This is a genomic window from Flavitalea sp., from assembly GCF_035489435.1.
GTDB lineage: Bacteria > Bacteroidota > Bacteroidia > Chitinophagales > Chitinophagaceae > DATHKG01.
The window spans coordinates 13,371-38,011 of record NZ_DATHKG010000068.1 but is presented as its reverse complement, the minus strand read 5'-3'; the positions used below and the strand labels follow the sequence as shown (position 1 = coordinate 38,011).

The following is a 24,641-nucleotide window of genomic DNA, read 5'->3' as shown; positions in this document are numbered from 1 at the left end:
TAAATTGAATGGAGCTGAAGCAAGGCTGGAATTTCCTTTAATCCAGTGGCTGGGTCAGGTTATTTTACGGGTATGATTTCCAGGAATGTGGTAATCATGTCTTCATATTCATCAAAAGAAGATGGTTTTGTAAAAACCATTGCAGCCCCGAGGTTCGTGCACTCGGTCATTAACTTATTATCGCAATAAGTTGAAAAGATAACCACAGGTATGTGTTGATATTTATTGTTTTTTTTCAATGCGTCCAGCGTCTGCATGCCGTTCATCTTTGGCATATTGTGATCAAGAACTATCAGATCAGGCAGGGTATCAGAATCAAGAGTTAATAAAAACCCAAGTAGTTCCTGGCCGTTTTCAACACTGCCTGTAAGTTGCACATGTTGATTTTCAGAAAGGATTTCTTCAAACATTTCCCGGTCATCTATATCATCGTCAGCCAGCAAAACGGTTTTTCTTTGCATTATTTAGGTTTTATTTTTGAGCCTGGTTTCTTGCCTGAAGGTCAAAATTATGGTAAATCGTGCACCAAAACTTTCTTTACTTTCTGTCTTTATCAGGATGCTCATCCTTCAAAAACAGATGAAACATTAGTTGCCCTGGTGTTAGAATTTATCAGGATGCTCTGTACTGTGCCTGCTTATGGGTATGCGCGACTGTTTGGCTATCATGTGCCTGCTTATCGGGTATGTGCGACTGTTTTAATATAAAGTGTCTCGTATAAAAATGAAGACGCAAAATCTGCAGCTTCGCGCCAACGTTTCCGGGCGACGGAACCGGCATAAAGGGGGTTAAAATGACGTTGTAATTCATGACCCTTGCCTTCATATATCTTCAACACATTAGGAATGCTTAACCTGGTTGCTTCACGATGAATCGCAGCGCTACCGAACATGGGGGTGTCATCAAAATTTATAGGAACTACCCGGTCCTTAGATCCGTGTACACTTACTATAGGTACCCTGGCATTTGCCAACCAGGTTGTATCATAGATTGCTCCCCAGAAATTAACAACCGCTGCGATCTCTTCCCTGTTATGTTCCGGTTTAGCAGCAACTGCAATCGCCGGCTTTATGAGATGCAGCATTTCCGCGGGGCTGCTATACACTATTTGCAGGGCTATCATTGCACCTGCTGAATGTCCTGCCATTATGATTTTTGAAGTATCAATGCCAAGATTCAAATGATTGCGTTTCAGATAACCGACTGCGATACCTGCATCTTCGGTTGCTTCCAGGCAGCCTTCCACGAGGTCATTAAACCTGCTCAGTGGTTTTTTTTTACTTAGTCTGTAATTGATTGAAACGCATACATAACCCATCCGGGCAAATCTGCGGCCCCATATCTTCATTCTGCTGTTACTTTTTGAGCCGAGCTTAAATCCACCCCCATGCATCAACACGATCACTGGTCTGTTCAAAGAGGAATCTCCTTCAGGATTATAAATATCCATAAGATAAGCTTTGGGTCGCCCGGCACCAGGTTCACCATAATAGATGTTTTTTTTCCGTGTGGAGGATTCAAATACGAGATCCCGGTATTTCACCTTGTCCTGTGCTGTTAGTTCTGAAAAGCAGGTAATAGTTAAGAGCAATAGCCTGAAAAATTTCATCCATTCATTTTTATTCTAAAAAAATTTCTGATAATCGTTACTCATACAATCTTATACCCACACAATGTTGTACCCACACAATGTTGTAGTCAAACAATGTTGTACCCCAATAATGTTGCACCTAAACAATTATATACTCACACAATGTTGACAAAAATCTTCCAACGGGTGTTTAATTCTGAATAATCATTAAATATACGGAGCAAGCGAATAAAATGTTTTCTTTCTACTCATATCAATGAGGTACAACAAACTACCCGGAAGATCTCATCTGGATGATGAAGTACACAAACTACCGCAAGGTCTCATTTGGATGATGAAGTACAACAAACTACCGCAAGGTCTCATTTGAATGATGAGGTACAGCAAACTACCGGCAAGGTCTCATTTGGATGATGAGGTTCAACAAACTACCGGGAAGATCTCATCTGGGTGATAATGCTTAAATTTGCAAAAAAAATTCTGAAACATCTTTCTGTCTTAAATAAATACTTCTGGAAGTACCGGTACAGGTTTGGATTTGGGATACTATTTATAGTGCTTTCTAACTATTTCGCCATCCTGGCCCCCCAGATTACCGGCTATATCTTCAACATGATACAGGAGTATGTGGATGGCACCAATTCCAAACTCCGAACCAGCAATTATGATCCCCTGGTAGATTTTTTTATAAGTGGATTGAATTCGCGTAGCCTGACTTTCGCCCAACGATTGGGATTTTTTGGCGCGGCCATCCTGATCTTCGCACTGCTCAGTGGATTCTTCCTTTTCCTTATGCGCCAGACGATCATTGTGATGAGCCGGCATATCGAGTTTGATCAGAAAAATGAAGTGTTTGCGCATTATCTCACACTTGATTCAAACTTCTATAAAACACATAGCACCGGCGACCTGATGAGCAGGATTGCAGAAGATGTAAGCCGGGTGAGGATGTATACAGGACCAGCTATCATGTACCTGGTTAACCTTGTTTTCCGGATCTCATTTTGCCTGTTTTATATGTTGAAAAAGGATGTTATCCTGACACTATATGTACTCAGTCCCTTGCCGATACTGGCTGTCACGATTTACGTGGTTAATAATATCATCAATAAAAAAAGTGAGAATATACAGGCAAAGCTTGCAGATCTTACCACCAATGCCCAGGAATCATATTCAGGCATCCGGGTAATAAAATCCTTTGTCCAGGAAAAGGCCATGTTCAGATTTTTTAACCTGAACAGTGAAGATTATAAAAGAAATGCTATTGGACTGGCTAAGGTGGAGTCAATCTATTTTCCAACGATGACGCTCCTGATTGGTTTAAGCACTTTGCTGACAATCATGATAGGCGGGCTATATGCTGCCAACGATCCTTCAGGTGAATACGTGAGTACCATAGTTGAATTTGTGATGTATATCAACCTGCTCACCTTTCCCGTTAGTGCCATCGGGTGGACGGCCAGTATGATTCAACGCGGGGCAGCATCTCAAAAAAGACTAAACGAGTTTTTACAGACTGAGGCTGTGATCAAGGACCCCATTCAACCGTCCACGACTCCTATAGCAGGTGATATTCATTTTGATAATGTAAACTTCACTTACCCGAATACGGGGATCCATGCTTTGCAGGACTTCAACCTTTATATCCGTAAAGGACAGAAAATTGCCATAATTGGTCACACCGGCTCTGGTAAAACGACCATCGCCCAATTACTTCTTCGGATGTACGACCCCGGTAGTGGCAGTATTAAAATCAACGGTGCACCATTAAACCAGTTATCAGTAAAGCAACTGAGGACCCAAATCAGCTATGTGCCACAGGATGTATTTCTGTTCAGTGATACAGTGGCAAACAATATCAGGTTCGGTAAGCCGGATGCAGGTATGGAAGAGGTAAAAGCGGCTGCATCGAATGCATATGTCGACAGAGAGATTATGGGTTTCAGCAAACAGTACGATACAATGGTGGGAGAAAGAGGAGTGACTTTGAGCGGTGGGCAGAAGCAAAGGATCTCTATTGCCCGGGCACTGATCGGAAAGCCTGAATTTGTATTGTTTGACGATTGCCTGAGCGCAGTAGATGCAAAAACTGAAAAAGAAATTCTAACCAATCTTAACCGTTTCCTTGAAGATAAGACTGCTATTATCATAACTCACCGGATTTTTACCTTGCTTGACTTTGATAAGGTGATTGTGCTTGAAGATGGTAAAATTGTGGAAGAGGGTACACATGATGAATTAATTGCACGTAATGGATATTATACATTTCTCTATAATCAACAAAGACACGAACAGGAGAATGTTGAGGTGTAAAACAGTTAGCAACTGTTCTTTTATGTTAGTCAATGTATTAAGTAACGGAAAAACTTTTAAGGAAATTTTGTCGATTCAAAAACAATATTATATTTGTAACTACTATTTTGTGAGACAGATAATTCTTAACTGTAAAAAAAAATCTAACAGTGGCGTACGACAATAATGAAAAAAGAATGGAAAGCGTTTACAGTAAGCGCATCAGAGCCGGGAAAAGAAGAACTTACTTCTTTGATGTAAGAGCAACCCGTGGTAACGATTATTATATTACCATTACTGAGAGCCGGAAGAAGTTTAACGAAAATGGGTACGACAGACACAAGATTTTCCTTTACAAAGAGGATTTTAATAAGTTTTTGAAGGCTTTGACTGAAGCAGTTGATTATGTGAAAACCGATCTTATGCCGGACTTTGATTTTGACGCTTATAATCACGACCAGGTTGAAGGCGCTGAAAACGAAGGTGAATTTGGCACTGAAAGCGTTGAAAGGGTAGTAGAACCCGAAATAGTGGCTGTAACAATTGCTGCAGCTGCCCCTGCTGCTGTTATTACTGCAGCAGTTGAGAATACCAGCGCTTCTGAAGAAGTTGATAAGTGGTAATACGCATTTAATAAAATATTTAAGCTCCTGTAAATCAGGAGCTTTTTTTTTGCACATTAAAAGTGAATTAATACTAATAAGCCAGTCAAAACGTTAGATGGGTACCCTGATAATCCAAAATACCCATGAAACAACGTTTACTCCTGTTTCTTATATCATGTTTTAGTTCTGCCTTTCTCATTGCACAAACCTGTGGCTCTGACATCTTTCTTGAGAAGCAGTTAAACTCAGATAGAAATTACCGTATTATCTCGGAACAGAATCAAAAAGCGATTGCAAAAGTAGTTGAGCAACAGAAAGCTGCCTCCGTAGTGGGTGCTTATTTTGGTATGCAGGCAGCGATTTATACAATTCCCGTGGTGGTTCATGTCCTTCATACCGGTGGTGCAGAAGGATCGCAATATAATCCTTCAACAGCCGATATCGAGGGAGCAATTAATTACCTCAATACGGTTTTTGATGGCACTCTTCCGGGAGGAGAGGGGGTAGGCGATATTGGAATTAAGTTTGAGTTTGCCACAAGGGATCCTGCCAACAATCCAACAACCGGGATTAATCGTGTGAACCTGGGGTTAATTCCTGATTATGTTAATTATGGAGTAAGATTACAGACTGCCAATGGCCTTACGGATAGCTATCTAAAAAGCCTGGTAAGCTGGAGTCCGGATCTGTATTATAACCTTTACCTCGTTAATAGAATTGATGGCAACGACGGAGCCTGCTGTACTCCCTTTGTAGCTGGCTATGCGCAATTTCCGGGATTATATACCAATACCGATGGTGCTGTAATTCTCGCTAAGGTGATGAAACCAAACTCAAAGACATTGCCGCATGAAATCGGTCATGCATTGGGGCTTGCGCACCCTTTTGAGGGCTGGATACAGGGAGTGTCTGGAAACCCGGATGTATGCGCTTCGAGTAATCCAGCAGTTTGCGCCACAACCGGTGACCTGATTTGTGATACCGATCCCATTTCACAACCTGCGGCTTTTGTTGCAAGAACCGGGACTAACCCTTGCACCGGTGGTTTATACAGCATCAATACGGAACACAATTTTATGAACTACACTGATCGGTTTACTTTATTTACACCTGACCAAAAAACGAGAATGTTGGCTTATATGACATTCCCCTGGCGGGCAAGCCTGGCCTCATCATGGGCCAGGGCGCCAGCCTATCCTTACAGTTTTTCCAGTCCCCTGGCTACCTGCGCATCGCCTTCATCGCCAGCCGGAATGGGTACTTTTGACGCAGGACTGGTTGGGTTCAGAGTGGATAACAGGGCCTTTTCTTCAGGTGTAACGGCAACCGATCCGGGATATATAGACAAATCGAATAGCCCGCTGCATCTGATCCCATTAAGCCATTCAGCTTCATATTCACTTTCGGCTGATGTGTTCAGTCAATTTTATCCTCAGCAACTTGCCGTATATATCGACTACAATAATAACGGTGTATTTGAAGCCGGCGAACGCCTGTTTCATGAAGATGATATTGCCGTGCCCGGAGCTTCAATCACCCGTTTAACAAGAAGCTTTACTGTTCCTGCATCAGCAGTTGCAAATACTGTCCTTCGAATGCGCGTGATCAATGAGGAATATTCTTATTATGGAAATGTAATTACCAATGGATGTTATACACCGGTTTATGGACAAACAGAAGATTTCCCTGTATTCATAGCAGGACTACTACCAGTTGACTACAAGTATTTTAAAGGACGCAAAACTGCGGATGATGTTCTGCTGGAATGGGGGATATCTATAACAGGTAGTACAAAAACATTCGATGTTGAGCGTTCGGTGAACGGTGTCAAATTTGAAAAAATTGGTACCGTGGCTTCCGGAGTAAATAAACACGACTATTCTTACACCGACAACGGAGCAGTTTTGCCTTTGTATTTCTACCGGTTGAAGCAGACAGATGCTGCCGGGCAAACAAAATACAGTTCAACGATTATCATTCGCAATGAAAAGTCACAGGAACAGTCGGTAAGGGTTACCAATCCTTTCACAGACGTTATTGATCTGAGTTTTGAGCAGACCTGGTCTGCACCGGCAACCATTGAGTTGATAGACCTGAACGGTAGACGAATCATGATAAAACAAATGCCGGCCGGGCAAAAAACGATGAAGATCGATATAAGCAACCGGCATCTTACTCCTGGGGTCTATATGCTGAAAGTGCGAGCAGGAGACCTGAATATTACAAAGAAAATCATCAAACAATAGTTTGCTGAATCTCAAAGAAAATCAAACAATAGTTTCCTGAATCACACAAATAAAAAAGCCCTCAAAAGAGGGTTTTTTTATTTGTGTGATTCAAATATTTTAGAGTCAGTTTTCTTTTGCTGTTTCCCGGTTTTTTTTGGCTGCAATTGACCTGGTGATTTCAGTCAAGGTTGAAGTCAGTACTTCAGGTGCAGATTTAAAATTTTTTCCTGGTTCAGGATGCGCACATTTTTGGATAGTGGGTGTGAGTCCACAAGCTTTGAAAAAATCATTCATCACCTGCTGAGACTGCTGAAAGGATGTATCAGTAGCCAACTTCTTTTTTATTCCCGTAACAATTTCAAGTCTTAAAGATTCCGCGAAACTATTTTCTTTATTATCAGTATTTCTGTCAGTAGAAGTCTGTGAAAAGGCGATTGAAACAGAGAATGTAAATAATAGAACGGGAATCAGTTTTCGCATGCGCTTAAAAGATTTGTTATTGAATTTGTCTTTTGTCTTAAGATTTTCGATAAACAGAAATGCACTTCTTTAACCGGAAAATTTAAATTAAGGAATTATTCCTTTAGTTGAACCGATTATTTTCTTAATCTTTTGAACAAATTAATCAGGTTATTCGTGGAGTTATCATGACCCTTCACTGGCTCATCGGTTTCTAATTCAGGTAATATCCTGTTCGCCAATTGTTTGCCAAGCTCTACCCCCCATTGGTCAAAGCTGTAAATATTCCAGATTATGCCTTGCACAAAGATCTTGTGTTCATACAGTGCAATCATTCTGCCAAGCGTTAACGGATCGATCAGTTTTACCAGGATCGAGTTCGTTGGCCGGTTACCGGAGAAGGTTTTAAAGGGAGCAATTTTTTTGATTTCGTCTTCGGTTTTACCGGCCGCCTTTAGTTCCAGTATTACTTCCTCCTCCGACTTACCGTTCATTAGTGCTTCAGTCTGGGCAAAAAAGTTAGAAAGCAGTTTGATATGATGATCCCCGATGGGATTATGGCTGATAGCCGGGGCGATAAAATCGCAGGGAATAAGCAATGTGCCCTGGTGAATTAACTGGTAGAATGCATGTTGACCATTGGTCCCGGGTTCACCCCAGATAACGGGGCCTGTGGAATAATTCACCGCTTTACCATCGCGACCAATATTTTTCCCGTTACTTTCCATATTTCCCTGTTGAAAATAGGCTGCGAAGCGATTTAAATACTGATCGTATGGCAGGATAGCCTCGGTCTGAGAACCGAAAAAATTGGTATACCAAAATCCCACCAGGGCCATGACTACAGGTATATTTTTTTCGAATGGCGTATTGCGAAAATGATTGTCAGTATAATTAGCACCCTTCAGTAGGGTTTCAAAATTATCATAACCAACAGTTAAGGCAATCGATAGCCCGATAGCGCTCCATAATGAGTAGCGACCTCCAACCCAATCCCAGAATACGAACATATTGGAACGATCTATGCCAAACTTCACAACATCTTTTTCGTTAGTCGACAATGCCGCAAAATGCAAGGCAATGTGTTTTTCTTCTTTTGCAGCTTCAAGAAACCAATTCCTTGCGGTCTGCGCATTCGTCATGGTTTCCTGGGTAGTAAAGGTTTTGGAAGCTACCAGGAAAATCGTTTCATCAGGTGTTACTTTCTTTAAAGTTTCCGCGATATGAGTGCCATCAACATTTGATACAAAATAAGCCTGTATACCCTTGATCCAATAAGGTCTGAGCGCTTCTGTTACCATCAGCGGGCCAAGGTCACTACCGCCGATCCCGATATTTACAATATACCTGATCTTTTTTCCTGTATAACCCTTCCACTCGCCGCTATGTATTTTATTGCAGAAGCTTTTCATTTGCTGCTGCACTTCTCTTATAGATGGCATTATGTCCTTGCCATCCAATATCACAGCGTTATCGGAAAAGTTCCTGAGGGCGGTATGCAACACCGCCCTGCCTTCAGTTACATTAATTGGAGCACCTTTAAATTGATCTTCAATCGCATCCTTCAATTTACATTCATCAGCCAGCCCGAGAAGCAGCTTCATTGTTTCTGTATTCACCAGGTTTTTTGAATAGTCAAATACCAGGTCATTGTCTTCAATGCTAAATTCGTCAAATCGGGAATTATTGTCTTTAAACAATTCCCTCATTCGTTTTGAAGCCATTCCCGGTTTATGCGCTTCCAGTTTTTTCCAGGCACTTGTTGTAGTAGGATTGATATTATTGAGCATAAAAAAAATTGAGATCTGAATAAAATTTATAACCGTCTAACATTGGGATACCCCGCGGTTGATATATGTGCTATTGTTGCAAGTATTATTGTTGCAATTATTAATGTTGCATGTATTAATGTTGCAGCTTTATTGATGTCGGCGCAATTTGCATAGCATCCAGTGCATGCAGGATCTTATCTACATCTCCTTTACTGATGTCAAGATGAAAAACCATGCGAATCTGGGTGGGAGAAATGGTCAGGCATTTGATGCCTTGTTCAAGTAATTGCTGCACTATCAACTTTGCATCTGTATCATCAGTCATTTCAAAGATTACGATATTGGTTTCAACAGGAAGTACGCCCTTTACAAATTCTTTTTCAAGCAGATGCTTGCCCACGCGTGCTGCGTTTTCATGATCCACCTGTAAACGGTCAATATGATATTGCAGAGCATAAACTCCGCTTGCAGCCATAAAACCGGCCTGGCGCATTCCTCCGCCAAAGACTTTCCGGATTCGTCTTGCTTTTTTTATAAACTGATGATTGCTGATCAGAATGCTTCCGATTGGGCAGCCCAGCCCCTTATTAAGGCAAACAGAAATTGAATGAAACAGTTCGCCATAAGACTTTGCAGATTGCCCGGTTGCAACTAGTGCATTAAACAGTCTTGCGCCATCCAGGTGAAGCCTTAATCCATGCGTGTCGCAGGTTTCCCTTATCAATTTTATTTCGGATAAATCGTAACAACTCCCACCGCCCCTGTTCGAAGTGTTTTCGAGGCATACCAGCGAAGTATGCGCCTTGTGTACATCATCCGGATTAATTGCTTTTTCTACCATAGCAGCTGTGAATCTGCCCCGGTCACCATCGAGTAGCCTGGTTTGTGCACCCGAATTGAAAGCAATTCCTCCACCTTCATACTGATATACATGTGCAGTTTTATCACAAATTACTTCATCACCCGGATGGGTATGCGCTTTTATCGCTATCTGGTTGCTCATTGTGCCTGTGGGGCAATACAAAGCTGATTCCATTCCAAACATGCCGGCAGCAATAGATTCAATTTCATTAACAGTGGGATCCTCACCAAACACATCATCGCCCACCTTTGCCCTGGTCATGTATTCAAGCATAGCTGGTGTTGGACGTGTTACCGTATCTGAACGCAGGTCGATCATAAAGAAGGAGAATTTTTTGATAAGGCTGAAAATTACCACAAATATTAATTCCATATACCTTTGCGCTGATAATTTACATAAAGATGAAAACAATAGGCATAATTGGTGGTATCTCATGGGTCTCTTCGGTTGATTATTACCGCATCATTAATGAACAGATAAATCATAAACTGAAAGGATTAAATGCCGGTAAAATAATCCTGTACTCTGTTAATTACGGTGAGATAAAGGAGTTAACTGATCAGAACAGATGGGCCGATATTGCCTCTCTCATAAAAGATGCAGCGCTCAAACTTGAATTGGCCGGGGCAGATTGCCTCATAATAGGCGCAAATACGATGCATCGGATTGCGCCGGAAGTACAGCAGGTTGTGAAGATCCCGTTGTTACATATTGCGGAAGCCACAGCTACTGCCATTCATGAAAAAGGGTTGAAAACGGTGGCCCTGCTCGGAACAAAATATACGATGGAGCTGGATTTTTTTAAGGATAAGTTGAAGTCCCTCGGTATCGCCACACTGATTCCAGACCTTTTTGATAGGGATCTTATCCATACAGCAATTTATAATGAGCTCGGTAAGGGACTAATGCTTCCTGAAACAAAATCAATGTTCCTGAATATCATGGCAGGGCTGAAGGAAAATGGGGCTGAAGGGATCATACTGGGCTGCACTGAAATTCCACTGCTGATATCGCAAACTGATTTTGATCTGCCCTTGTTTGATACCACCTTGATCCATGCAACTGCTGCAGTTGAATTCGCACTAAGTTGAAGTTGCCCTGATATGTCTCTTTTTGGCAATTTTGAAAATGACCGCTATTTCAGTCAAAGTCATGTTGATGAAAAATGACCGCTATTTCTGTCAAAAGGAGATGGTGATGAAAATGACCATTATTTCATTCAACGGAGATGGTGATGAAAATGGTCGCTATTTCTGTCAAAAGAGGTGGTGTTGAAAATGACCGCTATTTCAACCACTTCAGTTTGACTGAAATAGCGGTCATTTCAAAAACATGTTTTAAAGCAGACCAGGGCCCACCCCTGTGCCTTTCGCCGAGGTATTTTATACCCAAAAAAGGGCCGTCAAATTGTTGACGACCCATTTGATCTGAACCCGTGAGCTGTTATTAGTTATTATTAGTTTGAATGCATTTGCTGTTTTAAATTACTGGCACCGCTTTTAGCAGATTGTATCAGGTCCAGGACCCGTCTCCGGACATCCTCATGTAAACCCTGTACCTCGTTCTGAAAAATTTTGTTAAGTTCTTCAAGCTCCTGACCGCCTGTATGTTTGAAGCGACGAACACGGTTCTTTAAGTCTTCCGCTTTCTGATTTAATTTCCTCCTGGTTTCTTCACCGCTTTCAGGTGCATTCAAAACCCCGATCGCTAAACCCGCAGCGAAACCTGCAAGGGTTCCGATTATTATCTTTTGTATAATCATATACTGGCTTTTTTGTGAACTAATAATAGTTATTTTTCAATAACCTTGCCAGTTTGAACCTTGCCAGTTTGAACCATGCCAGTTGAACCATGCCAATTGGAACATGCCAGTTGGACCTTGCCAGTTGAACCTTGCCAGTTTGAACATCAAACCAATTGAAAAATTCAATAGGCTTTCCCGCTATTGCTTTAAAATGTTAATAGTTGAATTCGCAGCCGGGCTATCATAAACTACATGATAATTTCCTGTGGCAAGATGGGTGAGATCCAGCCTGGTTTTCTCGCCAGAGGTCCTGATCTGGTTCAGAATCAGGCCCTGGCCATTATATATCCTGATAGTTCCCTTATCTGACCCGGAAGGATGTATAATATATGTATAACCTGTAGATGGATTTGGATATGCAGCAATAACAAGGGAATCGGGCACGCCGCTGTTAATAGTAATCACAGCGCTATATTTCGATTTCCCATCAATGTCGACCATCTTTATCCTGTAATAGCTTTTACCAGCATTAGAGGGTGCCATGAAACTGTATTGCCTTAAATTATTTGAATTGCCCGCTGCTTTAGTACTGCCGATAGCAACGAAAGCATTGCCATCTAAACTTTTTTCAACAATAAATTTATCACTATTGCTTTCGGAAGCCGTTTGCCAGTTTAGTTGTATACCATTGTTTAAAGGCTTTCCTGAAAAAGATTTAAGCGTGGTGGGAAGAATGAGATCAACATTAAAAGCCTTATTGTTGTAAGCCACAAATCCAACATCGGAATCACCACTAAGGGTAATTTTGAAGTATGCGATGTTTGCAATATTTGAAGCATTAATGCCAAAAACTCCAAAATCACCTGTCCATAACCTGATTCCTCTTTCTGTTTTTGTAAAACCAGTTCCAAGTGTCATAGGGTTGGTGCTGGCTTCATAAAAATCAGCCACCCAGGTTCCAACCGAAGGAATGTTACTTAATATGATATCAACAGAGTTTCCTATCTGGTTGCCATTAATATCAGTGAATTCATAGCGGTCAAATTGTGAACCGGATGGATCTGCTGTTTGCGTAATCACCATATCAGGAATGTTATCATTTATGGCAGCCAGGTCAATATTGCTTATCGCAAATGATAAAGAACCTGCCGGGAGATTGGCGACGCAGGTACCGATATTCAGACCCTTAATTCCGTCTGTAAGATAATATGGGATATTGTTTGCAGGCGAGGGGTTGCTTTTACCATTTGTAACTCCATCGTATCTCTCTCCAAGCCCGATTTTTGTATTTGCGTTTGCACTACCTGTTAGCAAACTAACCGGAAGTGCCCTGTAATCACCAGGCACAAACAGATTTCCATTCGAAGCGAGGCTTGCATCATTTACTCCTGTTGAATAGCGGACACCGTTGTGTGAAAATGATAAAAGATTGTGACTATTATCTGGTTTAACCAGGCTGATTGCCCCCGTACCTGATTTCCAATAACCATTGTAGTCGGTAATTATTTCGGTGATTCTGAACTGGGATTGGGAAAATAGCGGGTTAGATAGTAATACCAATGTTATAACGACCAGAGGTATCAGTGCCGCCATTATTAGTTGCTTCATCAACACAAGCTCATTCGGCAGCACAGCTTTAATTTGGGGACTGAAAGATTTCATAACGGTACGATTCAATTCAAGGTTACAGATGCCAATTGATTACAATCAATGTGCCCATAAATAATCGATTGTATATCAAATATTTACAGTTAAGATTCCAGAATCGGTTTTCCAGCTCGTAGACTATATTTCCAACTGCGGGAAAATGGACTGTTACCAGGGATTTCCCTGGAAATGTTATAGCTAACTGGCATAAAAAAGGGCCGCATCTCGTGCGGCCCTTATATAAGGATTTAATTCTATAAGCATTCAATCTTATGACAGCTCAAAAACTTCAATCAGCACTATTTACTAACGTTAATCCGCCATATTGTATTGCTTGCATCGTCGCTGATTAACATAGATCCATCATCAGCGATTGCAATGCCGACCGGTCTGCCATACACGGCTAGTCGGGTCTGCTGTATTGATTATTTTCTTCGTCTTCCTCACCGGTTTCTTCATCTGCATCGTCGAGTTCTGAACCAGGTACATCAAGATCTTCTCCGTATCGATCCGCACCTGAACCCTTTTCATTCAACTGATCATTATCTGCGTCGGTATTATCGAGATGCATCCTTTTGTCGGTTTTATAAGCTTCATCGCCCGGTTGATCCGCCGCCTTACGAAGCGTTTTTTCGCGATCTGTAACAAAATTCGCCCTGTTATCGGTATCATCAGTATCGCCCGGACCCGTGTTGATTTCGCTTAACAGTTCTTCTGCTTCTTCGTCAGCCGAACTAATTGTAACGTCCTGCATCTCCCTCATATCCGGCACCCGGATATTTTCCTGTCCTGGAATATCCTGTACTTCAGGCATATCAATAGTTACAATTTCCTGCTTCAGCTTTTCCTGGTCTTCCTTAGAATCAGGTAAATCTGTGTTTCGGGCATTCGGCTTTTTATCGGACATTACATTTTTCATATGTTTAATTTTGGAAAATATTAAAATAAGCGTGCCTGCTCTTTTGGGTAGAAATCACCTCAGGTCGTTGGTTAACAATTAATTAAGAAACGGAAGAAATGGATCAGGACAAATCCACGGGATTGAAGGAGAATAGATTCAGGCTTTTCGTAAAAACGCTGAGGGCTGCTTTTAAAGGTTTCCAGGACAATGATCCATTAAGGCTCGCAGGCGCAACAGCCTTTTTTGCCACTTTCGCCTTGCCCCCGATCCTGATTATTCTGACCCAAACCCTGGGTTTCGTATTTGAACCAAAAGACATCAATGAAAGGCTATCTGAACATCTGCGATCGTTTTTCGGGAAAGAAAGTGTGGTGATGATTATGCAGACATTGGAAGGATTCAGGGACCTCGCTGTAAACTGGTACATAGCAATAGGGGGATTTATTTTCCTGCTATTCGTTGCCACCACGCTGTTTAAAATTATCCGCGAATCGATAAATCAACTCTGGCATATTAAATCACAAAGAGGTAAAAACGTTCCACAACAGTTGATGCCCCGTTTGAAATCAATGGCAATCATCTTACTGACCGGCCTGTTGTTTATAGCAGGTCTGCTTGCTGAGGCTGTGCAGGCTGTGCTGAATCCTTATATAAGAGGCCTTTGGTCGAACGCGGGTTCCGCAGTTGTTATCATACTTAACCAGATAATTTCTTTAATTATTGTTACGATCTGGTTCAGTGTCCTCTTTCGTTTGTTGCCGGAAGGGAAACCAAGATGGAAAGTCGCAATAACCGGCGGACTCTTTACAGGAGTACTTTTTACAATCGGTAAGCTTGTGCTTGGGTCAATGCTGGCGATCAGCAAAATTCAGAATATCTATGGAGCAGCTGGATCTTTGGTACTTGTACTTCTGTTTGTGTTTTACGTGTCTTTTATATTTTATTATGGTGCCATGTTCACTTATTACTGGGCAGAAAATACCGGTAACGGTATTCATCCAGGCAAGTTTGGAAAAAGTATAGAGCCCATAGGAAAATTATAGAGCCATAGAAAAAGTATAGAGTCATAGGAAAATCATAGAGCTATAGGAAAATAAATAGCTATACATAGACCGGCTCCACAATCAACCTATTATACAATCTTTTCAGCTTTAACAACCCGGCGCTGGGCTACCAGTCTTTTTATGACGGATTGTTCTGCCGGCTCAACATCCAGTAATGCGGCAATTTTTACAAGAAGACTTTCTTCCCCGGGGCTGAGTGTTGAATCACTTAAAATAAGTTCAGCACAGTAAGAATACAGTGCAAGATTGTTTACCGGCGCAATCATTTTTACCAGGAATTCCAGGTATGCGATATCATTGATAACAGACTGGCCATAGGATTTATAACGTTGAATTTCTTCTTTAAAATCAAGTTGTTTGTAAAGACCAACATCAACCATCTTCGACGAAACTTCAGTCAGCTCTTCTTCACTGAAAGTGCCATCTTTTAAACAACAATGGAAAAACAAATGGCAAATCGCCTGTTCCTGTGACCTGATTTCTGTCGTATACATAGTAAACCTTTTTCTGAGCTTTCATCAACTTTGATGCCATGCATAATATACTATGCAATTATCAACTCATTTCACCAACTGGCTGCAACCAAACCTTTAACACAAGTGGCGTGTTCCAGGAAAAAATCGAATCTATTTCGATAAATCCCGGTATCCTAACGCGAATGCACAGCCGGTAATGAGAAGTCAAAAAAAAATCCCGGCTTCCAGAGCCGGGATCTCAATAATGGAATAAATAATAAAATTCTTGATTAATATCTGTATTGGTCGGCTTTGAAAGGACCGTTTTTCGGTACACCGAGATATTCAGATTGTTCCGTAGTAAGTTCTTCGAGTACAACCCCGATTTTTGCGAGGTGCAGACGCGCCACTTTCTCATCAAGGTGTTTTGGAAGAACATATACCTTGTTCTCGTAGCTTGAATGGTTAGTCCAGAGTTCAATTTGCGCCAGGGTCTGGTTTGTAAATGAATTACTCATTACAAAACTTGGGTGACCTGTTGCACAACCGAGGTTAACCAGGCGGCCTTCAGCAAGGATGATGACATCTTTTCCGTCGATATTGTACAAATCAACCTGTGGTTTGATAGTATCTTTTGTATGACCGTAGTTAGTATTGATCCAGGCGATGTCGATTTCAATATCGAAATGACCAATGTTACAAACGATCGCTTTATCTTTCATTGACCTGAAATGTTTTTCAGTGATCAGGTCGCGGCAACCAGAAGCAGTTACAATGATATCAGCTTCTTTAACTGCATCAATCATCTTCTTAACTTCGAAACCGTCCATTGCAGCCTGTAAAGCACAGATAGGATCTATTTCGGTTACCATAACGCGGGCACCTGCACCACGAAGACTTTCGGCCGAACCTTTACCAACATCTCCATAACCTCCAACAACAGCAACTTTACCAGCCATCATAACGTCAGTAGCACGACGGATAGAATCAACCAGTGATTCTTTACAACCGTATTTGTTGTCAAATTTTGATTTGGTAACAGAATCATTTACGTTGATTGCAGGAATTGGCAATGTGCCTTTTGCCATACGCTCGTATAAACGATGTACGCCGGTGGTGGTTTCTTCAGAAAGACCACGGATATGCTGTACGAATTCAGGATATTTATCGAAAACCATGTTGGTCAGGTCACCACCATCATCAAGAATCATGTTTAAAGGACGGTCAGCCTTACCGAAGAACAGGGTTTGTTCAATACACCAGTCAGCTTCTTCCTGGGTCTGGCCTTTCCAGGCATAAACACCGATTCCTGAAGCAGCTATAGCAGCGGCAGCATGATCCTGGGTTGAGAATATATTACATGAGCTCCATTTTACTTCAGCACCCAGTGCAACAAGGGTCTCAATCAGAACAGCTGTTTGTATTGTCATGTGCAGGCAACCGGCAATGCGGGCACCTTTCAGCGGTTGGCTGGCGCCATATTCAGATCTCAGTGCCATCAGACCCGGCATTTCAGCTTCTGCAAGGCGGATTTCCTTACGTCCCCATTCTGCAAGACTGATATCTTTGACTTTATAGGGTAAGGTCAGGTCAACGTTTAATGTTGTTGTAATAGACATATATCAAAAATTTTGGCAAAGGTAATATACTCTTTATACTTTAGCAACTTCGGGTATGCGGGTTAACTATCTGACATTCAATATGATTGTCCGGTCTTTGAAAAAGGGCTGATTTGATAGCAGGGGCTGATTTAATGGCCCCTTACAGGGCACCTGGAAATAAGTCCCCGTTATCAGGGGCGTAATCCGGAGAAGATAAACGTTCCTTTAGCATTTTCACCACATGTTTATCGATGGGTAAGGTTACATCCTGTTCTGAAAGATCTTCCCAGTTTATGAACCTGAATGTCTCTATCTCATGTTTCACCGCATAAAGGTCAAGCTGCTCAGCGTCAAAGTCGAAAGGTTTGGTCCTTATCGGTACTTTTATATCTTCCAGAGCCCTGACAAAATAATAAATAGAGATAATCTGGTGTTCTGGATTGAAGGCACTCAACTGGAAAAAATCGGTGGTGTAAAGATGTTCTCCAACAGAAACATCGAGTAGCATTTCTTCCATAAACTCACGCCTAAGACAATCCCTTGTTCCTTCTCCAAATTCAAGGCCGCCGCCCGGGAACTTTGTATAGTATCCCCCCCGAATATACTCATCGCTCACCAGCAACTGGTTGTTGGCTCCCAATAAAATTCCATATACCCTTACATTAAAACCGTGCATAAATTAAGTGGTTAGAATATTTTTTTTCTGAGGAATAGCCACCCAATAACAAGCGAGATGATCAGTGATAGAAACACCGGTATATAAAATGCGTATGGGGACCTGGCATAAGGAATGGGCACATTCATTCCATAGATACTCGCAACAAGTACCGGGAAGGTTAATACTATAGTTATTACAGACAGTCGCTTTAATACTTCATTCTGGTTGTTCGCTATTATACTTGCGAAGGCATCCAGTGTAGAACTAAGAATGTTTGTATATATATTGGCCATTTCGAGCGCCTGGGAATTATCAACGATCAAATCATCTAAAAATTCTTTTTCCTCTTCATTAAGACCGAGGAAATGTGTTCTTTCGATTTTCATCAACAGTAGTTCATTGGACCGGAGCGCAGTAATAAAATACACGAGACTTTTTTGAATACGCATTAGCTGCAGCAGCTGTTCGTTCCGGTTGGCTGCATATAGTTTTTGCTCGAGTGCATTTCTTCTCAGGTTAATTTCTTTGAGGGATTCCATATAGGTCTGGATAATCTTTTCAAAGATCTTAAGCATCATCATTTTCCGGTTGTCGGGATGACGGTTTTGAAAACTGTTCAGGAACTTTTTGATGGCACTGTTCTCAAAAGAATTAACGGTAACAATCTGGGTATGCGTAAGAATAATTACAATCGGAATAGTGATATAATAAGCATCACTTTCATTAAAGGAATTATTTTCAGTCGGTGTTTTAATTACGACCAGTTTCACATTGTCTTCCTCTTCAAACCTTGAACGTTCGTCGATATCCAGTGAATCGGTTAAGAAGTCTAAAGGTATATCCAGTGAATTCGAAAGTTCTGAAAACTCCTCCTGGCGGAGTGGTGGCAGCACATTTACCCATGAGCCGTTTTCCGCCTTATCGATTTCTACTGTCTGATGGTTAATATTTTTGAAATGCTGTATCAAGGGCGGCAAGTTAAAAGTTTTCGGTCACAAGTACGGCAGGATGTTAAATTAAACCAGGATTGGTCAGGCAATTTCCAGATCGCCTTCAAACACCTTTTTAGCCGGCCCGCATAACCATATGTTCGTATAGCTGTCATCGTCGTTCCGGTCATATTCAACCGTAAGGTCACCCCCCTTTGTATGTACAGAAACATTGTTAAATCCATTATCATTGTGGAAACAAACAAGTGCCGATGCTGTCACGCCCGTTCCACATGAAAAAGTTTCATCTTCAACTCCGCGCTCATAAGTGCGGACATCAATTTCATAGTCACCCTTTATTTTTACGAAATTTACATTAATGCCTTTGTCTTTATAAGTATGATTATATCTGATTTCCCGACCTTCTTCAAATACATCAAGGTCATCCAGATCGTTTACTATTCTAACAAAATGGGGTGAGCCAGTATTCAAAATATAGTCTCCACGTTCTTCGTCTACATTGGTTACGTCCTGCATTTTCAGGCTGATGGTTCCATCTTCTTCATCGATCTCGGCTTCGTGTTCCCCGTCTGTAGCAATAAATTTATAAAGGGCCTTTTTGATTCCGATATCATTAGCAAATTTCACCAGGCAGCGACCGCCGTTGCCACACATGGAACCAGGTTTTCCATCGGCATTATAATAGATCATTTCAAAATCGTATCCGTCTTTTTTGTTAAGTAGCATGAGTCCGTCGGCACCAATGCCAAAGCGGCGGTGGCAAATAAAGTTGACCTGTTGTTGCTTAAGATCAGAATATGCACCATCCCTGTTATCGAGGATTACAAAGTCGTTCCCGGTGCCCTGGTATTTATAAAACTGAATTTTCATGTATCTGGTTGGTATGTTTTTAACTGGATCGGCCAAATCGAAGATTGCCGGCCGTTCAGATTCGTGAAATTATCTCAAGACTTTTAACAACAAGTTGCTCCACCAACTTGCTTCCATCCTTCGAAAATACTTTTGAAACCCGGTTTGCCACAATTGCGCTCAGGCTCAGACAATGGTGCCCAAGCATTTTACCCAGGCCATAGATTCCGGAGGTTTCCATCTCAAAATTACTGATCCGGTGCATTCCAAAGGAAAATTCTGTGAGCCTGGTTTGCAACTGGGGTTGACTAAGACCAAGCCTGAGTATCCTGGACTGCGGTCCGTAGAAACCCGGGCAGGTTACGGTTATGCCCCTGTGAAATTCACTCACAAAATGTTTAGCGAGCGAAGGGCTGCAACTACTAATGTATGGATGAGCAATCGAATGATGAAGTTGCGTTTGGGTGGTGAAAGACTGCAATAACTCCTTTTCCTCTTCATTTTCCTGGTGCCTGTAGAAGTTAAGGAGGTTGTCTATCCCCAGCCCGTGCGTCGACATTACATAACTATCGACTGGTATGGATTGTTGTAATGAGCCTGAAGTTCCTATCCGGATTATCTGGAGAGGGGTGAGTTGAGGTTTGATTAGCCTTGTTTCAAAATCGATGTTGGCCAGGGCATCAATTTCGTTTAGCACAATGTCAATATTATCAGTGCCTATGCCTGTAGAAATAACAGTTATGCGTTTTTTGCCGAGATAGCCGGTGGCCGATACGAATTCGCGGTGTGCAGCCCGGGTTTCGACAGAGTCGAAGTATTTACTTACCAGTTGAACGCGTTCCGGGTCGCCGACAGTGATAACGGTGGGGGCGAGTTCTTCGGGTCTCAGATCAAGGTGATAAATTGCTCCGCGGCTATTGATAATCAATTCAGATTCAGGTATCGGCTGCATAAAAAAGCTATGGTATAATTATTCAAATATCATACAAAATTCCTTACTTTTGCGCTCCCCCGAAGTCAAAGCCTTGCGGTTGAAGCTTTTGGATTGTATATTTAAATAAGAATGGTCTTGTGGCCGAGTGGCTAGGCAGAGCTCTGCAAAAGCTCCTACAGCGGTTCGAATCCGCTCGAGACCTCTTAACGAAGGAATAGCCCCAGCAATGCTGGGGTTATTTATTGAAATAACAACCCCAAAGCTTATTTTATACGCATATAATTATACAGAAAGTCAAGTTGGCCGGCATCAGGCAATGATTTTGTTCCTGATTTTTCGTTCAACACCATGATCCTTTTATCAGATGTTCTATATGGATCCCATTGGGGTAGTCCTTGTCCATTCGGATTGCCCGTCTTCGCAAAATTTGTCCAATAAGAAGACATGATTGTCGCCAGTTCATGATCTGCATTTGTCCAGGGCCGGTTTACAAATTTCAGGTTGTCGTAAGCATATGGCACCTCACCCGTATGGAAGGCACCATATTTTATATATTCACCTGTAGCGGGCACCTTTCTTTTAAACCGATATACAAAAACTTTTGAACCTTTGTTACTTTGAACATTAGCCCATGTATAATTCTGAACTCCAAATATCTGGTCGCGTGAAAGATTCAATTGCGAGATGCCAGCAATAGAATCAGAGCCAGCAGGATAGTACTGTAAAAACGTGGCTGAATCTGAACCATAGTTTCTCGCTGCATCTCTTTTAAATTCATCAGCGCTTTTGAGCGGACCAAATAACAAACCTTCATCTTCGTTCCAGCCTGTAAGAAGATCTGCTTTATTTTCTTTGCCTTTTGCAAAAATATTTGTTACAGATTCAGGCAGCACATAACCATCAACTATAGGTCCCCTTACTGACTGGGGTGCTTTTAATAATTGCGAAGCAGGAATTTTTCTTAATTCATCCAGCGAACTTATTTTGAGAGCGACTGCTGTTTTTTGACCATCCTGTTCAGCCATTTGTAATGTTGTAGCTCCGAAAAGCCCAGTAACTAAACTCGCCCCGCTTTCTGCGATTGCTTTTTTAAAAAGATTTTTTGCAAGTGGTGATGCCACCAAACAATTTACACTCATTGAACCTGCAGACTGGCCTGCAATGGTTACATTGTTTGGATCCCCTCCAAATGCAGCAATGTTTTTCTGAACCCATTTTAACCCGGCAACCTGGTCCATCAATCCATAATTTCCCGATGCATTGTTACCTGATTCCTTGCTTAAATCTGTATGAGCGAAAAATCCAAAAATACCAACACGGTAATTGATGCTTACAAACACGATTCCTTTTTTTGCCATCGCCTCACCATCATAAATTGGAGCTGCACTGCCACCACTTGAAAAGCCACCTCCATAGATCCAAACAATTACCGGCCTTTTTTCTTTTTCTGAATTTGCCCCCGTCCAGACATTGAGGTATAAGCAATCTTCATTTATCGGCTCTTTTGGAATCAGGAATTCTTCGCTCCACATACTGAAAGGAGCAGGTGTTGCCTGCATGGGGCTTGGGCCAAACTTATCACTGGCTTTTACACCTGTCCATGATACTACGGGTTGAGGTTTTTTCCAGCGCAGATCCCCGACAGGTGGCGCAGCAAATGGAATGCCTTTAAAAATATGTATATCACCTTTTGTATTCAGTGTGCCTGAGATGAGTCCCCCTTCAATCTTTACCCGATCAAATCCAGTTCTATTATGAGGTTCATAGTTGAATGAATAAAACACCAGGCTAATCAATAAAAAAGTGCCAAGAGCATGAATTCTGTTGTAAATTGACATGATTGCGATTTGTGCGTCTTAAAATAAGGAAGGACCAGACAAATCTATAACTATAACGATAAACTGCTTTGCTATGTTCTCCACTTCTACTGCACCGTTAATACAAACTTTCGGATTGGTACTTTCATTGCTATACGGTTCAGTATGTTTTTCGCAGGGCGACCCCGAGACAAGTCTAAATAAGGCTAAAGCCAATCCTGCAAAAACAAAAACAAACAATACCCAGCCTGAGTTGGGTTACAGATCTGTAAAATTACATACCATCGATGGCCGTCAATTTAAGGACCTTAACAAGAATGGACAGTTAGATAAATATGAAGACTGGAGACTACCGGGTGAAGAAAGAGTTAACGACTTGTTAGCAAAAATGTCACTGGAAGAAAAAGTTGGTTTTATGCTGATCAGTACAACCAGGTTGAAAAACGAAGGTGCACCGCAGGCATCCGGAAACCGGCTTCCTATAACAAGTGATTTCAATGAAGAAGATGTTGTTGCAACTAATAATATTTTTACGCGTAAACCACTGCCCGTTCCCGTTATGAATGTTGCAGGAACCACAAAAGGCGTAACGCAGTTTCACCTCCGGCATTTTATTTTTCGTGCAAATGCAAGGTCGAAGATCACCGCTGAGTGGGCAAATAAATTACAAGCTCTTTGTGAAAGCGATGGACTTGGAATCCCGGCGATCATTGCTTCCAATCCCCGTAATCATATTACACAGGATGCAGCAATTGGGCTGAGCGTAGGTAAAACCGTTTTTTCCAGCTGGCCGGGTGAGTTAGGACTATCAGCTATGCATGATCTGAAACTTGTCCGCGAGTTTGCAGACATTGCAAGGCAGGAGTGGAAAGCAGTTGGTTTACGAAAGGGCTACATGTATATGGCAGATCTTGCCACTGAACCCCGCTGGCAACGGACTGAAGGAACATTTGGAGAAAATGCAGACTGGACTGCAAAAATGATTACTGAGATAATATTAGGTTTCCAGGGTAATAAACTGAATTCATCGTCAGTTGCATTAACTACAAAACATTTTCCAGGTGGAGGAGCAGGAGAGGGAGGACAAGATCCACATTTTGATTGGGGTAAATATGAAACTTTTCCAGGTAAGATGTTCGAAAATAACCTGATACCGTTTAAAGCTGCTATCAAAGCAGGTACATCTGCTATCATGCCCTATTATTCTATTCCAAAGGACACCGAATATGAAGAAATTGCTTATGCCTATAACAAAAAAGTACTACAGGATTTATTAAGAGTTAAACTTGGGTTCAAAGGAATAATCAATTCCGATACGGGTCCTATTGAAATGATGCCCTGGGGAGCTGAAAATTTATCAGTCGTAGAGAGATATAAAAAAACACTGGAAGCAGGAGTTAATCTTTACTCTGGAACCGCCGATCCGGCAAAACTTTTGGAAACGGTGAAGACAGGGATGGTGGATACAAAACTCATTGATGAATCAGTGCGTAGATTGTTATTAGAAAAATTTGAACTGGGGCTTTTTGAAAATCCTTATGTTGACGAAGAAGCAGCAGAAAAAATCGCGGGCAATGCAAAATTCCAGGAACGGGCCAATCTTGCATTGCGCAAATCGATAGTGCTTTTAAGAAATGAGAATAAGGCGCTTCCGTTGAAACCAAAAACGAAAATATATTTCGAATCCTATCTTCAAAAGAGAGGATCAGCTGATCCACATAATATCTTTTCCGCCAAAGATAAAAACTATGATGTTGAATTCGTAAACAACCCTGATGCGGCAGACTTCATCCTGTTATGGATCACACCCGGTGGAAAATCTATGTTTGAATCGGACGGTTCGCCAATTTCGCTTTCACTGTCGAAGAATGGTGTAGACATTAATTACATTAACCAGACAGCGTCTAAAAAGCCTGCTATCATTGCCATTAACTATACCAATCCCTGGGTGATAGATGAAATTTACAATGATGTTACAAAGGCAAATATCAAAGGCGTTATTTCAACTTTTGGTACTTCTGCCGATGCGCTTTTAGACGTCGTCATTGGCAGGTTTAACCCAACGGGAAAGATACCATTTACTACCCCGGTATCTGAAGCAGGAGTTAAGACACAAAAGGAAGATGTACCAGGATATTCAGAAGGGTCGCAATACGCTTTGTTTAAATATAATGAAGGGATAAGTTATAAATAGAAGGGTTAAGTCATAAAT

The 24,641-nt window shown here is 41.6% G+C and carries 21 protein-coding genes and 1 tRNA gene; 7 read left to right on the top strand and 15 right to left on the bottom strand.

The features are described from left to right. Positions 1–59: 59 nt before the first annotated feature. Both VK664_RS10980 and VK664_RS10975 read right to left on the bottom strand, forming a co-directional pair. A complete protein-coding gene (locus VK664_RS10980; RefSeq protein WP_461398701.1) occupies positions 60–461 on the bottom strand; it encodes a response regulator in 402 nt (133 codons plus the stop codon). 215 nt (positions 462–676) lie between these two features. Continuing rightward, positions 677–1,609 carry an alpha/beta hydrolase gene (locus tag VK664_RS10975; protein WP_461398700.1) on the bottom strand — a complete coding sequence of 311 codons (933 nt, stop codon included), beginning with the start codon at positions 1,607–1,609 and terminating at the stop codon, positions 677–679. A gap of 438 nt (positions 1,610–2,047) precedes the next feature. Between VK664_RS10975 and VK664_RS10970 the strand changes: the two genes are divergently transcribed. The 3 genes from VK664_RS10970 (at position 2,048) to VK664_RS10960 (ending at position 6,734) form a co-directional block, all read left to right on the top strand. After that, complete coding sequence (locus tag VK664_RS10970) at positions 2,048–3,904, top strand: ABC transporter ATP-binding protein (RefSeq protein ID WP_461398699.1); 1,857 nt, start codon at positions 2,048–2,050, stop codon at positions 3,902–3,904. Between the two features lie 149 nt (positions 3,905–4,053). Continuing rightward, on the top strand, positions 4,054–4,506 hold the full coding sequence (locus VK664_RS10965) for a DUF3276 family protein (RefSeq protein WP_461398698.1): 453 nt from the start codon (positions 4,054–4,056) through the stop codon (positions 4,504–4,506). A 125-nt stretch (positions 4,507–4,631) separates the two neighbouring features. Continuing rightward, positions 4,632–6,734: a zinc-dependent metalloprotease gene (locus VK664_RS10960; protein WP_461398697.1), complete on the top strand. Its 2,103-nt coding sequence runs from the start codon at positions 4,632–4,634 to the stop codon at positions 6,732–6,734. A gap of 105 nt (positions 6,735–6,839) precedes the next feature. Here VK664_RS10960 and VK664_RS10955 read toward each other — a convergent pair whose 3' ends face one another. The 3 genes from VK664_RS10955 to VK664_RS10945 form a co-directional block, all read right to left on the bottom strand. Further along, the gene (locus VK664_RS10955) at positions 6,840–7,196 is read right to left on the bottom strand and encodes a hypothetical protein (RefSeq protein WP_461398696.1); all 357 of its coding nucleotides are present in this window, start codon (positions 7,194–7,196) and stop codon (positions 6,840–6,842) included. Between the two features lie 116 nt (positions 7,197–7,312). Beyond that, positions 7,313–8,965: a glucose-6-phosphate isomerase gene (gene pgi / locus VK664_RS10950; RefSeq protein WP_461398695.1), complete on the bottom strand. Its 1,653-nt coding sequence runs from the start codon at positions 8,963–8,965 to the stop codon at positions 7,313–7,315. 115 nt (positions 8,966–9,080) lie between these two features. Beyond that, positions 9,081–10,127, bottom strand: coding sequence for a threonine aldolase family protein (locus tag VK664_RS10945; RefSeq protein WP_461398694.1), 1,047 nt, complete (start codon positions 10,125–10,127; stop codon positions 9,081–9,083). An 83-nt stretch (positions 10,128–10,210) separates the two neighbouring features. Here VK664_RS10945 and VK664_RS10940 point away from each other — a divergent pair, with 83 nt between their 5' ends. Further along, on the top strand, positions 10,211–10,900 hold the full coding sequence (locus VK664_RS10940; RefSeq protein WP_461398693.1) for an aspartate/glutamate racemase family protein: 690 nt from the start codon (positions 10,211–10,213) through the stop codon (positions 10,898–10,900). Between the two features lie 365 nt (positions 10,901–11,265). Here the strand turns inward: VK664_RS10940 and VK664_RS10935 are convergent, their stop codons facing one another. The 3 genes from VK664_RS10935 to VK664_RS10925 form a co-directional block, all read right to left on the bottom strand. Continuing rightward, on the bottom strand, positions 11,266–11,571 hold the full coding sequence (locus VK664_RS10935; protein ID WP_461398692.1) for a YtxH domain-containing protein: 306 nt from the start codon (positions 11,569–11,571) through the stop codon (positions 11,266–11,268). Between the two features lie 180 nt (positions 11,572–11,751). Continuing rightward, entirely contained in the window at positions 11,752–13,215 is a 1,464-nt protein-coding gene (locus VK664_RS10930; protein ID WP_461398691.1) for a T9SS type A sorting domain-containing protein, read from the bottom strand. A gap of 388 nt (positions 13,216–13,603) precedes the next feature. Beyond that, the gene (locus VK664_RS10925) at positions 13,604–14,119 is read right to left on the bottom strand and encodes a hypothetical protein (protein ID WP_461398690.1); all 516 of its coding nucleotides are present in this window, start codon (positions 14,117–14,119) and stop codon (positions 13,604–13,606) included. Between the two features lie 98 nt (positions 14,120–14,217). On the opposite strand from VK664_RS10925, the gene VK664_RS10920 reads away from it, so the two are divergent. Further along, positions 14,218–15,144, top strand: coding sequence for a YihY/virulence factor BrkB family protein (locus VK664_RS10920; RefSeq protein WP_461398689.1), 927 nt, complete (start codon positions 14,218–14,220; stop codon positions 15,142–15,144). An 89-nt stretch (positions 15,145–15,233) separates the two neighbouring features. On the opposite strand, the gene VK664_RS10915 is transcribed toward VK664_RS10920, so the two are convergent. The 6 genes from VK664_RS10915 to VK664_RS10890 all read right to left on the bottom strand — a co-directional run bounded on the left by VK664_RS10915 (position 15,234) and on the right by VK664_RS10890 (position 20,630). Beyond that, complete coding sequence (locus tag VK664_RS10915; RefSeq protein WP_461398688.1) at positions 15,234–15,659, bottom strand: tellurite resistance TerB family protein; 426 nt, start codon at positions 15,657–15,659, stop codon at positions 15,234–15,236. 251 nt (positions 15,660–15,910) lie between these two features. Then, positions 15,911–17,239, bottom strand: a complete 1,329-nt coding sequence (gene ahcY, locus VK664_RS10910) for an adenosylhomocysteinase (RefSeq protein WP_461398687.1) — start codon at positions 17,237–17,239, stop codon at positions 15,911–15,913. 142 nt (positions 17,240–17,381) lie between these two features. Continuing rightward, positions 17,382–17,897 carry an NUDIX domain-containing protein gene (locus VK664_RS10905; RefSeq protein WP_461398686.1) on the bottom strand — a complete coding sequence of 172 codons (516 nt, stop codon included), beginning with the start codon at positions 17,895–17,897 and terminating at the stop codon, positions 17,382–17,384. A gap of 11 nt (positions 17,898–17,908) precedes the next feature. After that, positions 17,909–18,847 carry a magnesium transporter CorA family protein gene (locus tag VK664_RS10900; RefSeq protein ID WP_461398685.1) on the bottom strand — a complete coding sequence of 313 codons (939 nt, stop codon included), beginning with the start codon at positions 18,845–18,847 and terminating at the stop codon, positions 17,909–17,911. Positions 18,848–18,910: 63 nt separating this feature from the next. Then, entirely contained in the window at positions 18,911–19,699 is a 789-nt protein-coding gene (gene dapF, locus VK664_RS10895; RefSeq protein WP_461398684.1) for a diaminopimelate epimerase, read from the bottom strand. 55 nt (positions 19,700–19,754) lie between these two features. Next, positions 19,755–20,630 carry a nucleoside phosphorylase gene (locus tag VK664_RS10890; RefSeq protein ID WP_461398683.1) on the bottom strand — a complete coding sequence of 292 codons (876 nt, stop codon included), beginning with the start codon at positions 20,628–20,630 and terminating at the stop codon, positions 19,755–19,757. Positions 20,631–20,743: 113 nt separating this feature from the next. Here VK664_RS10890 and VK664_RS10885 point away from each other — a divergent pair. Then, positions 20,744–20,814 (top strand) — tRNA-Cys (locus VK664_RS10885). Between the two features lie 61 nt (positions 20,815–20,875). On the opposite strand, the gene VK664_RS10880 is transcribed toward VK664_RS10885, so the two are convergent. Beyond that, a complete protein-coding gene (locus VK664_RS10880) occupies positions 20,876–22,450 on the bottom strand; it encodes a carboxylesterase/lipase family protein (protein ID WP_461398682.1) in 1,575 nt (524 codons plus the stop codon). 73 nt (positions 22,451–22,523) lie between these two features. Here VK664_RS10880 and VK664_RS10875 point away from each other — a divergent pair, with 73 nt between their 5' ends. Continuing rightward, positions 22,524–24,623: a glycoside hydrolase family 3 protein gene (locus VK664_RS10875; RefSeq protein ID WP_461398681.1), complete on the top strand. Its 2,100-nt coding sequence runs from the start codon at positions 22,524–22,526 to the stop codon at positions 24,621–24,623. Positions 24,624–24,641 lie beyond the last annotated feature (18 nt).

Bases quoted from the DNA above. Each gene is read 5' to 3' on its own strand.
- VK664_RS10945 (WP_461398694.1), bottom strand. From the start codon at position 10,127: ATGATCGACCTGCGTTCAGATACGGTAACACGTCCAACACCAGCTATG.
- VK664_RS10955 (WP_461398696.1), bottom strand. From the start codon at position 7,196: ATGCGAAAACTGATTCCCGTTCTATTATTTACATTCTCTGTTTCAATC.
- VK664_RS10880 (WP_461398682.1), bottom strand. From the start codon at position 22,450: ATGTCAATTTACAACAGAATTCATGCTCTTGGCACTTTTTTATTGATT.
- VK664_RS10975 (WP_461398700.1), bottom strand. From the start codon at position 1,609: ATGAAATTTTTCAGGCTATTGCTCTTAACTATTACCTGCTTTTCAGAA.
- VK664_RS10920 (WP_461398689.1), top strand. From the start codon at position 14,218: ATGGATCAGGACAAATCCACGGGATTGAAGGAGAATAGATTCAGGCTT.
- VK664_RS10890 (WP_461398683.1), bottom strand. From the start codon at position 20,630: ATGCAGCCGATACCTGAATCTGAATTGATTATCAATAGCCGCGGAGCA.
- ahcY (WP_461398687.1), bottom strand. From the start codon at position 17,239: ATGTCTATTACAACAACATTAAACGTTGACCTGACCTTACCCTATAAA.
- VK664_RS10925 (WP_461398690.1), bottom strand. From the start codon at position 14,119: ATGAAAAATGTAATGTCCGATAAAAAGCCGAATGCCCGAAACACAGAT.
- VK664_RS10930 (WP_461398691.1), bottom strand. From the start codon at position 13,215: ATGAAATCTTTCAGTCCCCAAATTAAAGCTGTGCTGCCGAATGAGCTT.
- VK664_RS10940 (WP_461398693.1), top strand. From the start codon at position 10,211: ATGAAAACAATAGGCATAATTGGTGGTATCTCATGGGTCTCTTCGGTT.
- VK664_RS10980 (WP_461398701.1), bottom strand. From the start codon at position 461: ATGCAAAGAAAAACCGTTTTGCTGGCTGACGATGATATAGATGACCGG.
- VK664_RS10905 (WP_461398686.1), bottom strand. From the start codon at position 17,897: ATGCACGGTTTTAATGTAAGGGTATATGGAATTTTATTGGGAGCCAAC.
- VK664_RS10960 (WP_461398697.1), top strand. From the start codon at position 4,632: ATGAAACAACGTTTACTCCTGTTTCTTATATCATGTTTTAGTTCTGCC.
- VK664_RS10970 (WP_461398699.1), top strand. From the start codon at position 2,048: ATGCTTAAATTTGCAAAAAAAATTCTGAAACATCTTTCTGTCTTAAAT.
- VK664_RS10875 (WP_461398681.1), top strand. From the start codon at position 22,524: ATGTTCTCCACTTCTACTGCACCGTTAATACAAACTTTCGGATTGGTA.
- VK664_RS10935 (WP_461398692.1), bottom strand. From the start codon at position 11,571: ATGATTATACAAAAGATAATAATCGGAACCCTTGCAGGTTTCGCTGCG.
- VK664_RS10915 (WP_461398688.1), bottom strand. From the start codon at position 15,659: ATGTATACGACAGAAATCAGGTCACAGGAACAGGCGATTTGCCATTTG.
- pgi (WP_461398695.1), bottom strand. From the start codon at position 8,965: ATGCTCAATAATATCAATCCTACTACAACAAGTGCCTGGAAAAAACTG.
- dapF (WP_461398684.1), bottom strand. From the start codon at position 19,699: ATGAAAATTCAGTTTTATAAATACCAGGGCACCGGGAACGACTTTGTA.